An 11,850-nucleotide genomic window follows, 5' to 3' on the forward strand; every position below is an offset into this window, starting at 1 on the left:
GTTATAGAAGTGTTTTCCATGCTTCGAAATCCGGATCTATGACGTGCAGACGAATGGGTGCCAGATAAGCTAGGGCCGAGCCAGTCTGGTCCTCGACGTTCTTGCGTACGGCTCTGAGCTTCCCGGTCTGCACGCTCCGAAATGCGCAAGCGCCCAGCGGTATGCTGGGTTGCTACCGGTGAACGGTTTCCGGTAACTTCCTCGCCGGCTTCGTCTCAGCACTCATTTCCTGGTGCCTTCGACGTTGCTACGCAAACTGATGTCCTCACACCGGGTGGAGTGAAGGCGGGAAAACCACATCTCGCAAGCTCGTGCGCGCCGCTGACACTAGGCGGAACAAACGGAATCGCGCGGCCCGACCTTCTTGCGACGGGACGGACTGCTGCGAGAAAGGCACCCGGACCGTTGCGGATGCTAAAACAAAGCAAGTGTAGAGCGCGTATGTCTTGCAATAGGTTCGAGGCGCTCCGCCACTGCGGCAAGATGTTGCTCTGCGGCGGTTTACTCAGGCCTTGGCTCTCCTAAGTCTTCCTCTTCTTTTGGCTCGGTGCGTTGGAACCAGGAGCCAGGGGGAAATTTCGCGATGCGTTTGGCAAAGGAGGATTGTGGCTCCCAATCCTGTCCTTCTCTCTTCTCGAAAGTGATGACCCCGTTGTGTGTAAAATAACGTGGTCCTTGGATACTACAATTCACCAAGAGCAGAACGCGCCACACGCCACCCTTCTCGGCCGGTTTATCATTCCGCTTCGGTAAGTAGTCCACTCCAACTGGTTCAATGATAGTGCAGCGGCCCTGCCGCAGAAGATCGCCGAGCCGGCCTTGCGGGGTAGTCACAAAGTTGAAGTTGGCCGGATCATGCAGAAAGCGAAGATTTGCGTCCCTTTCGCCATCTGCGACTTCACTGGCGATTAGGGAGAGCGCCAGGGCGCGCCAGCCCAATTCCATCGGCTTCGCATAAGTCGACGCAAGTTCAAGCGTGCCGTCGAGGGCGATCTTCCAGGCGATAACGTACTGTTCGTCCGATTTGTTGTCCCGGTGTCTGGTCCACGAAACGAAAATAAAGTCGTTTTGGCCAAGTTCAACAACGCCCCACATTTGAGGCACGAACTGTGCCACCTTCGAGACATTGGAGATAATTTGTTCTATCGTCTCACCATCTTGCGCTCGCCAAGTTGACTTCAGTCGTTCGACAAGGGGACTGTCGCTGGCCCGAATATTATTGCTCATGGCAGCCGGCCAGGCGAGGCAGATTAAAAATCCGACCACGCTAAGCCATAGCGCGGGTCTTCCAGGCATTCTCTTCATAACCCTCGGCCTATCGCGTTTCATCCAAATATCTTGTGAAGCAGGCAACCTCGAACCTGCTATGCCATCGCAAGAAGTTTACGGGGATGCACCCGCTAGCTGTCCCGCGCGAGCAGGCGCTCCCCTCTATGTCATGCGCAGCTAACTTCCCCGGCAGCGACTGCGTCAATTGGCTGAGCTGGACCTGCCCAGAGGAGGAGACTGGGCATTCCGAGGGTCTGCATTCTTCGTGCCAGGCAATAGGCGGAAAATTTCACGGAGTTTGTGTCACTCTTGTCGACTTTCCGACCTTTGCATGTTTTCGATGTTTCTGTTTGGCGTATCCGCCGCAGCTTGTGCATCCATGTCCCGCACCGGATATTTAGCAGAAGAGTTGAACGCCTCGATGCCGGATGCCTGTGGACGGAAGTGGGTTTGCCGCCATTGAGCTGTGTGGTTCGCTATCGTGCCGCCCGCGTTCGAGCTGCGTGATTGCCAAGCACCAAGCCGGCTTGATCCCAGCTCTGAAGTCTGGGTGGCACGCAAATCAACCCCTCGCCAGTTGCTAAATTTCGCCACGTGCCTTGGCCTATTCGCCGCAGATCCTTTAGTTGAGCGAAGAGCTGGCTAGCTGAGGTGCTGGGCGAACCTCTGGAAATCGCAAAGCCGCATTGAAAGCGCTCTGATATAACGTCGGTACTCCCGCCGGCAGGCTGCTTCTGTCCCTTTCATCAATTTAGCGTGCGGCTCCGCCTCAAGGCAGCTCCGATGCTTATCCGGCATCTGAGAAGGATATGTCTGATTATGACATCTCTGATGAGAGAATGTTTCTAGATGGTGAAGTCACAGAGATGCACGGTCATTCGGCTAGCGGATGTCGCAGATTAGCTTGCACATAATCTGAGAGGTTGACGGAAGAGTTCTCCTGCCGATAATCCAAGTCGTCGAGGTTCTCCGGTTCCCATTGATCCGGAGCTAAGAGGGAAGCCGGTGCAAATGCCGGCTCTGCCCCCGCAACTGTGAGCGGCGAGCCGCTGTCCGACGATGTCGCTGAAGCCTGCACGGCTTCGGGAAGGCCGGACAGCAGCGATGACCAGCAAGCCAGGAGACCGGCCCCGACAATATATTGGTCCACGGGCGGGGTGTCTCGGTGGTGCGCCAAGCAGCCGTCGCACGCGCGACTTCTCCTGCCTGCGTCCGCCATGGCCTTTGTCCCCAACAGGGGTTAACGCTATGTCTCCTCTCTCTCTTCCAGTTGCTACGCTCGGAACGCCACGCATCGGCCCAAGGCGTGAGCTCAAGCTCGCTCTAGAAAGCTACTGGGCTGGAAAGATTAGTGAACAGCAGTTGCACGAAGACGCATTCGGCCTACGCGCAGCGAACTGGGCTCGTCAAAAATCGCTCGGCGTCACGATCATTCCGTCAAACGACTTCTCGCTGTATGATCAGGTGCTCGATACAAGCGTCATGGTTGGCGCAATCCCGGAGATCTACGCCGCGAACGGAGAATCCGTTTCGCTCCAAACGTACTTCGCCATGGCCCGCGGATCGCAATGCGGCGAGCAGGATGCGAGTTGCGCCCAGAGCCCGCGGGGATCTGGCGTGCCCGCGCAGGAAATGACCAAGTGGTTCGATACCAACTACCACTACATGGTTCCTGAGTTTTACCGGGGACAGGCGTTCAGACTGTGCTCTCGCAAACCCGTCGAAGAGTATGAGGAAGCGAGGGCTCTTGGCTTTCAGACCCGCCCTGTCCTGATCGGGCCGGTCACATTTTTAAAGCTCGGCAAGAGTACCGATAGTGCGTTCCAGCCCCTCTCTCTCCTCGATGATCTGATACCCGTCTATATCGACCTTCTGCATGAATTAGCCAAACGAGGGGCAAGTTGGGTTCAGTTTGACGAGCCCTGCCTGGTCCTTGATCTGGATGAGGCGGCGCGAAATTCGTTGCTGCACGCCTATAACCGGTTCGCAAAGGAGGGACCCGCTATCAAGATCATGCTTGCGAGCTATTTCGGCGCCCTAGGCGACAATCTGGATACTGCCCTGAGCCTGCCAATTTCCGGTCTGCACGTCGATTTGGTTCGAGCGCCAGAACTATTGGATCAGATCGTTGCTGACGGCCGAAGTGATCTCGTCATGTCGCTCGGTGTCATCGACGGCCGGAATGTGTGGCGGTCGAACTTGCCGTCGCTCCGTCAGCGGCTGAAGCCCTCGATTGCGAAGCTTGGCAGGCACCGTGTACAGCTCGCTCCATCCTGCTCGCTGCTTCACGTGCCGGTCGATGTTGAACTCGAGACCGGGCTCGCGTCCGACGTCAAGAGCTGGCTTGCTTTCTCGGTTCAGAAGATGCGTGAGCTTGCGATCCTGGCGCGGGTACTCGCAGGCGACCAGAATGTTGGGCTAGCTCTTGCCGAGTCGGAATGCGCTGCGACTGCCCGCCGGACCTCGCCGAAGATCCATAATGCCAACGTCGCTGTCCGAATGAGGGCGATCGATCAGACGATGCGCCAGCGCGCCACCCCGTTTGCCCGTCGTTCCGAGATCCAAAGGGAACGCTTTGGACTACCGGCTTTTCCCACCACGACGATAGGATCGTTTCCGCAGACCACAGCGGTGCGAAATGCTCGCGCGGCGCATGCGCGAGGTGCGATGAGCGAGGAGCAATACGACAGGTTCCTCAAAGAGGAGATAGCCCGCGCCGTACGTTGGCAGGAGGACATCGGTCTTGACGTCCTCGTTCATGGCGAATTCGAGCGTAATGACATGGTGCAGTACTTCAGCGAGCAACTCGCCGGCTTCGCATTTACAAGGAATGGATGGGTTCAGTCCTATGGTTCGCGCTGCGTTAGGCCCCCGATCCTGTTTGGCGATGTAGTGCGGCCGAAGCCGATCACCGTGGAATGGTGGCGCTACGCGCAATCACTAACTAGTAAGCCGATGAAGGCGATGTTGACCGGACCGGTGACGATCCTGAACTGGTCGTTTGTTCGCGATGATATTCCTAGAAGCGAGGTCTGCCGTCAGCTTGCGCTCGCGATGCGCGATGAAGTCCGCGATCTCGAGAATGCCGGTGCGGCGATGATACAGATCGACGAAGCTGCACTTCGCGAAGGATTGCCATTGCGCCGGTCGGACTGGAAGGCATATCTCGATTGGGCCGGAGATTGCTTCCGCATCTGCTCATCGGGCGTTACCGATCAAACGCAAATCCATACACATATGTGCTACTCAGAGTTTAACGACATCATCGGTGCGATCGCTGCAATGGATGCGGATGTCATTTCAATCGAGACGTCGCGATCGAAAATGGAGCTGCTGGATGCGTTCAGGAGGTACGAATATCCAAATCAAATCGGACCGGGCGTGTACGACATTCACTCTCCGCGCGTTCCCGAGACGGACGAAATGAAGGAGCTGATCGTGCTAGCTCGGACGCGCTTGCAGGATTCTCAGCTCTGGGTCAATCCGGACTGCGGCCTAAAAACGCGCAAATGGGAGGAGGTTCGGCCTGCGCTCGCCAACATGGTCGCTGCCGCGCGCGAACTGCGCGCTGCATCCGATCCGCAAATCCGTTGATCCCGAGCTCCGGTCTGTTCTCGACAAAGCTAATTGGGTTATGGTGATTTACGCTTTCCACATTATCGAGGCTATCCTTGCCGCTGACAAAATGCCCGGTCCACTTCGTGGACCGGGGAAGGTACGGTCTCGGAGAAAAGATGGTGACGCGTTACGCTAGTTTCGTCGGCCGCGGGAGAATTGCCGGCTGCTCGATCAAGGCGACGACATTCGCCGAAAATCTGCGACCCATTCAAGCAGAAGTGCCGCAGCTCAATCATGCCATGGTACGCGGCCGTCTAGGCTGTGATTTGTCGCTCATGGGCACGTTGGCAACGGCCGCGACAGCAATGAGAAAACTAATGCTTGACGGACACCGCAAGGCACCGGCGCGGATTCGGTCCGCTCGGAGATGCCGTCAGGCTCCCTCAATCAATCCACGCTAGATAGTTTCCGAAGAGAGGACGTCAAAGGCACTCCGTACCCCAACTCACGCCAATCCATTTGGAATAACGGCTATCCGGGCCAGATACGCCAATGCGTTGGCCGCACAGCGATTTGCTCTCCGGTATTCGCGTTGATCCATCCGCCGAAGATCCGGCGGCAAGGAAAGACCACCCGGTGAATTGAATTACCCTCGATCACGGCAATCTCCAGATCCTGATCGAAGGGCGGCGCCTTTCCAAGCTGCTCCCATGTCAGATCATTAGATGCTGGGCGGTGTTCATAGCTGCGGGGTGACAAATTCAGATAACCTTGTTAACACCGCGCACATCGCTTGGGTTCTGCGCGGACGGGCCCAAGCCGATAACGTTCGGATGGCCCGCGTTCTCGATCGCGTCAGCCGCGGCGGAGGGCTATCGGCCATGCGCTGTTGTGACGAAACATGATCCGCTCGCGAACTGAAATATTTAGATCTGCGCCACGAAACGACATCTGAGCTTTGGTCGAATTGATTTGGATCAGCTCAAGGCCTCGGCCGTTGATATTTGTAGCTGTGCTGCACAAGTTAGACTGGACTCCAGCTCCAGTAATCCGGCCCGGAGCAGGGTAAATGGTCCGGCCGTCTGTCATATCACGTCCCTTGTTGGTGAGACACATCTCCTTATCCTCCGGCGTCATCGTGTTGGTTGTGTGTGGGGGGCCTCCCTCACGCGCGCATTTTCTTAACACCGTTAGATGGGCGGCATCGCTCTGAGCCCATAGCAGGGCCGTCCCGCAGGCCGATAAAGTAGATGCCGTCGCAAGTCGGCGCAATTTATCATGTGGCCGGTCATTGGCCGCCGCGCGGCTGCGGCTGCGTCTGGTAGCAGTCCTAGGAACGGCAGCGGGTACCCGGGCAAGAAAGCATCATGGGCGTCAAGCATTTCGGTCCGCCGTGCGTCTGACCTTACTAGAAGACCACTTCTATCAGAGGCAGCCGCTGCAGCATTGATGCTTGTCAAAAAGTTGTGCGCGTCCGGGATCGGAGGCTCGTGACCGCTACCAGCCGCAGACGCTCGTCGACATGTTCCGAACTCGCGCTTCAGCCAGCGCCTCGCGTTCTCTGCAACAGACCAACGCGTTGAATTGAGGTGCAACCCACGCCCATGGCTAGGACAACTTTTCGCCATTGCTCCGTGCACGCCGACGGTCAATTGATGCTTCGCCTTTCACTCGGTGGCCTTGCCGGGCGCTGATAGACCTTAAGCTCCGGCGCTGAAGTCCTGGACCGGGCTTATCGAAACGTGGGCTAGGACAAGCGTGATGAGCGGCTTCTGCAATCGCGTCTTCAGGTGGACCGCCGATGCAAGTTCGGGGTTCTTGGTGCCCAGCGATCGCTTGCGCGCATAGCCGCCGGCGCATGGCAGAAATCAGCCCGCGATAAGCCTGCACTTGCGGCAGTCGTTCACAAGACTATCGCGGACAACTCGTAAAGTTCACGGCGGACTTTCTTGGCCTATCTTCGGAGGATCAGACAGACCTCTTGGGATGCTCCTTGAGGCAAATCAAATACTCCCCGCGCGAATGGCAGAATAGTGGATAAGCAAACCACACAAAGAGAGGGGGCATGCCTTCATTTAGCGTCCGGTTTATGAAGATCGTTTGCGACGATGCCGGCGGCGAGCATCGTGCGTGCCAGGCAGCATTCAAGGTCGATGCCGCCTCGCTGAGTGCTGCTGCTCAGCAGGCGGAGACCGATTTCTGCCGGCAAAGGCGGGTCCGCGATTGGACAATCTTCGCCGATGTACTGGAGCTTCGAACACCGCCTGCATGAGCCAATCCGTCCACATCATCTTCGAGCATTCCGCGAGGACGAGCTCTCCTGAGTTGCAAGGGCGTCGCACTTTCCGGGTTTCCAAGGAAGTTTAAGGTCTTCAACTCCGGCCAATGCTCTCAGTTCACGCCCGTGACATTCACCGGCGTCCTCGCCAGTCATGGTATTCTTCGGCTATGGCATCCGGCGCGACGACGTGTTCGTGGAGCATGCCTACGACATTGTGTCCGGCTCCGCGTTTCAATCGGATGAGACTTTGCCCTTTTACAGTGACCGGCGTCCACTTCGAACCTTGGCAGCGGTGCTCCGCATCAGCCTTACTTCCGCCCGCTGCCATTCCGTGCGGTAGCCTTACTGTGGCAAACGTTCCAATTATACAATTTGAACCACGCCGGCAGCCGTATATGGAATCCCGAAGGGACGGCAAATACGTCATCCGCCGGCGAACCTGCCAGGTCAGATAGGTTGAATTCGTGGTGTAGAGCACGTATCCGGCAATGGTGTAGAGCGCATCTGACCAGCCGGCCAAGGCGGGATCATCCCAGTGGGTAGAGAACAGACGATCGCGCTGCTCCGCGTCTGTCCTCTGCGGCAGCGGGCACACAAGCTGGCACGCGGGTCCGCCATCGGATCAAGGACCGCTACCTGGACGAACTGAATGAGGACGTCGAAGGAATTGTGAACACGTTGCGGAAGCTTAACGTGACCGTGCATCGACCGATGACACTCGATGCGTCCACCGTGGAGGTTCGCACCCTTGCTTGGTTGGCCGCAGTCGTGCCGCCGCTCAATGTCCGCGACATAGCGTTAGTGGTTGGAGACGAATTGATCGAGACCCCTCCTATGCTCCGCTCACGATACTTCGAGACGCAATTTCTCAAGCCAATCTTCGCGTCCTATTTCGACCGAGGCGCGCGATGGTCAGTGATGCCGCGCCCGTTGATGACTAACCGTTCATTTGACCGCTCCTACGCCCTGTCAACGACCGGTGGTCCAACGGAACCGATCCACCATCCCGGAACACATCCCTATGACGTTGGCCTCGAGATGATGTGGGACGGTGCGCAGTGTTTGCGTGTTGGACGCGACCTCGTCGTAAATATCGCTACCAAGAATCACGCGATGCCATGTGATTGGCTTGAGCGCCATTTGCAAGGACGATTTCGGATCCACCGTGCCTACAAGCTCTGCGATAGCCATATTGATAGTATGGTCATAGCGCTTGCGCCGGGGCCGCTGCTCGTGCGGTCTCGCGAGGTGGCGGACTATTTGCCAGAAGCAATGCGCAACTGGGACATGATAGTAGCGCCCGAGCCAACCAAAAATAGTTTTCCGGCTTACAACGACGACGATCTGCTGTTGTCCAGTCTTTACATTGATGTCAACGTCCTCTCGGTCGCTCCTGACGTCGTCTTAGTCAACGACGCCTGCCCCGAGCTGGCTCGGATCCTTGAACAGTTCAGCTTTCAGGTTGTCCCGGTTCGGCGCCGCCATAGACGGATCTTCGGCGGTGGGTTCCATTGCGTTACTCTCGACACGGTTCGCGAAGGCGGGCCGGAGGATTACTTCAGCTAGTACCGACGATCGTCTGCTTTCCGGGCAACGATCTGCTAAGCCGCTGCTTTGGGAGCCTCATACCTGGCGAAGCTTATGCTGCATCAGCTAGTTGGGAGAAAAATCGTAGCGTAGGCTGGCATTGCCGTAGTTGAGCCACCTAGATAGACTCTCCGCCGCGTTTGAGGTCGACATTGACGGGTGCCTCTCCGGGCGCCGTAAGTCGGGACGTGCACACGCTCACATCTTGCGGCACCATTGTGCGCGTGACCGTCTTCCCTTATCAGGACGGGAGCTTTTGAATGTCATTTGATCGTCCAGTGACTTAAAGGAAACTGTTGCTTCGATGTCACCAGATCGGTGAACAGCCGATCTACGCTTGTGCGAAAAAGAGCCACCACATGTTCGATATCTATTTGAACCAAAGAAACGATCTTTTGGTCGTGCCGAGAGGCTTTGCGATCCCCGCGGGATTGGGCGGGAATTGGAAACGAAAGAAGCGGGCGGTTCGTTTCGTGAGCGACGTCATTCGTCAGGATGTACAACGGCGTGGCTACTACCGACGTCGTTTGATCTCAAGTCGGTCGAAGTCGGCAGTCGAGACCACCTCACGCTCCTAGTCAACGCAGCTATCTAATGCTGAACCGTTCTTCGGAAGAGTCCTGGCAAGATGCAGTCGAAAAGCGTTGCTTACCGCGGCGACGGCAGGCGGGTGTCGTGCAATCGGCTTTAGGAGGAAGCTCTCTTTTGAAAAGCGGCTCGCAGCTCTGGAGCTTACCTCAAAATATGTAATATGGGCTTTTCCTTAAGTCGATGGCGTGCGCGAGTTTTCAGTTGTCGATACTGAAGATACTCGCCTGCAGCCGCACGGTCTGGCGAGTATCGAAGTCGTTAAGCAGCATTTGGCTATCTATTTTAGCAGCGGCCCGGAGTGGACGGACCGTATGAAGCGGATTGCGAGCCGCGCGACCCCACTCGATGTTTTCGGCCAAAAGCTGATCGAGCGGAAGGCCGGGTGCTGGATTATCACCGAAGAGGGAAGAGAGTACTTGAGGCGCTCGAAAACTTAGATCGGGGTACTATGCAGGCGCAGGTTGAGCGAGAGATCGCGCAAGAGCCGAAAGCTGAGCTGCCGCTCCCTTTGGTTTCTCGGCTGGAAGCGAACACGGGCAGAAAGCGTCCCACGGCATGCGATTGAGCCGACGTAAACCGATGTCGACGTGGAGGAAAGCCGCTTGAACCCTTGCTGGTGGTGATGCAGTTCGACTGGATTGCGAAGTTCAATCTAGAAACAGTGTCGTTGTAATCAGTGTTGTGGAGTCGTTGAACGCGACCAAAGATATTGACCTGAGGGACGAAGGATTTGGCCTCTTCGTGCACATCAGTGTCATCGAGACGGTCGGCTAAACTGATTTCCCGGAAGGCATCCGGGTCAAATACGAGAAGGGGACCAAGAACCCCATGTATTGGTTGGCGAAGGCAGCCGACGAAGGTCTCTGCTCGTCTTTAAGCGGTCTACGCCTGTGGTGTCCTGATCGGCGGTGGACGCCAGTCGTGCTGGATTTTCAGCAAATTTCTTATCCCGAAAATTGGGCATGATCCATCAAGCGGCGGCGCTCTTTGCGCGAGTTGAATACGACCAAAAGCGAACTTGACAAAGAGCGCGTGATCAAAGGTGAGTGTGCCTTTAATCATTCTCGTCAGCCACCTCTCTAAGCAATATCGCGGAGACACAACATCTTTCCGTTCTCTGGGCGCACCTCCTTATTTGGACCTGTTGATCTCTATCGCGATTTGGCTCTCGCTTATTCGAGAGCGTGTCGGTTGTTTAGCTCCGGATATAAAGGCGTCGATTGGAACGCTATCAGAACGCGACGTGCGTATGAAGTTTACAATTGCGCAGCTGCAACAGTGCAGACACCTCGCTTCGGAAGACATGCCAAAGCTTACACTTGGCGCGATGTCCTATAATATTGTCTATTTTTTTACCGTCGTCGCGCCGAGAAAACTATGTTACAAGCCGCTCCGCTAAAAAGGAGCATTCATCGTGAAGAAAGCAACTAAGAAAAGCGTTAAGCGGCGCGAATGGACGAAGGCAGATATCAAGGAGCTCAAAGTCCACTCGAAGGCCAGGACCCCGGTGATAAAAATAGCAAAGATGACCAAACGCAGTGTCGGTGCGCTCCGCCAGAAGGCCTTAAATCTTGGAATCGGACTCGGACATCAGCGGTAGCTTGGGCCGCGCTGGTACTTGCACGGTAGGGCGGCTCGCAGGCCGCCCTCAGTGCCCATAGAAGGTTCTCTAGCAAATTGGGTTTGCCGATTCGCGCTGAGGGGTTTTTTGGATGGCGTTTCAATGTGGCGGTGGGGCTCCAGCATCCTCATTGATGGACTTTGTTAGAAAGTGTTGGTCTAAAAGGTTATGTCCGGTCGTGATTCATAATCGGCATTGAAGACATTGTCTTGCTCGTAGCCCTACCAAGGATGTTCCACATGAACGGCGGAAAAATCTCGTCTTCGTGAGTAGAGACGCGGCCAAGCGCGCTTGCTGATCGCGTTATCCCGTGGCATGTTGGATCAGGTCCGTCATTCAGCCTCCTTAGCCCCTGTCAGGGGAAGAGCGACGTTGCGGATCCGCTAACCCAAATACTTCGTGCGGCTTGGACGATTGCGCTTGTCGAAAGAAAGTTGGCCGGAGCTATAATCCAATGTGTTGACCGGCTAGCCGCGGCGCTCACTCAAGTGTGACCCCCGCGATATGACCTGATTCTTTGCAGCACTCCGCTCATATCCCGAAATGTCTTGGAGTATGCCGAGAATCAGCGAGGTGCAGTCGCATTTACATACGTAGCAACCTGCCATGTGCTCGCGCGGTCTTCGGCAAACGTCCGTATAGTTCTTTCCAACCTTCCTACATCCGAGTCAATCTTGCTGCAATTGAGCAGTTGCTTAATTTCGTTCTATTGGTCGAGCAATCGGAGGCGCGATTGCAGTTACCCTTCTGTGATCCCGCCCGATCAAAGTGAATGGGTCTTAGGTCATGAGTAGCAGCCAAAATTCTGTCGTTTCGTCGCTTTGTACGCAAGCTGTTGGTCCTCATGCGATCGGGCGGCTCGCTTTGCTTCGCCCAATCGAGCTAGCGCCGACAGGGGGGCGCGTGCCCAGCACGAGCGCCTGACGATAAGCGGACGTTTTGG

Annotated in this window: 6 protein-coding genes and 1 riboswitch; of the genes, 4 read left to right on the forward strand and 2 right to left on the reverse strand. The window is 56.2% G+C overall.

Features of this window, described 5'->3' with window-relative positions; genetic code table 11:
• Positions 1–501: 501 nt before the first annotated feature.
• Positions 502–1,227, reverse strand: coding sequence for a hypothetical protein (locus tag IF809_RS33585; RefSeq protein WP_014497786.1), 726 nt, complete (start codon positions 1,225–1,227; stop codon positions 502–504).
• A 345-nt stretch (positions 1,228–1,572) separates the two neighbouring features.
• Positions 1,573–1,863 carry a hypothetical protein gene (locus tag IF809_RS33590; RefSeq protein WP_131234261.1) on the reverse strand — a complete coding sequence of 97 codons (291 nt, stop codon included), beginning with the start codon at positions 1,861–1,863 and terminating at the stop codon, positions 1,573–1,575.
• Between the two features lie 351 nt (positions 1,864–2,214).
• A riboswitch (cobalamin riboswitch) is annotated at positions 2,215–2,416 on the forward strand.
• Positions 2,417–2,517: 101 nt separating this feature from the next.
• On the opposite strand from IF809_RS33590, the gene metE reads away from it, so the two are divergent.
• The 4 genes from metE to IF809_RS33610 all read left to right on the forward strand — a co-directional run bounded on the left by metE (position 2,518) and on the right by IF809_RS33610 (position 10,886).
• Positions 2,518–4,863 carry a 5-methyltetrahydropteroyltriglutamate--homocysteine S-methyltransferase gene (gene metE, locus IF809_RS33595; protein ID WP_011084864.1) on the forward strand — a complete coding sequence of 782 codons (2,346 nt, stop codon included), beginning with the start codon at positions 2,518–2,520 and terminating at the stop codon, positions 4,861–4,863.
• A gap of 2,029 nt (positions 4,864–6,892) precedes the next feature.
• A complete protein-coding gene (locus IF809_RS33600) occupies positions 6,893–7,099 on the forward strand; it encodes a hypothetical protein (RefSeq protein ID WP_026312600.1) in 207 nt (68 codons plus the stop codon).
• 702 nt (positions 7,100–7,801) lie between these two features.
• Positions 7,802–8,674 carry a glycine amidinotransferase gene (locus IF809_RS33605; protein WP_197535737.1) on the forward strand — a complete coding sequence of 291 codons (873 nt, stop codon included), beginning with the start codon at positions 7,802–7,804 and terminating at the stop codon, positions 8,672–8,674.
• A gap of 2,026 nt (positions 8,675–10,700) precedes the next feature.
• Positions 10,701–10,886 (forward strand): hypothetical protein, encoded by a 186-nt coding sequence (locus IF809_RS33610; RefSeq protein ID WP_014497780.1) that lies wholly within the window; start codon positions 10,701–10,703, stop codon positions 10,884–10,886.
• Positions 10,887–11,850 lie beyond the last annotated feature (964 nt).

The sequence above is a fragment of the Bradyrhizobium sp. UFLA06-24 genome (assembly GCF_054967145.1).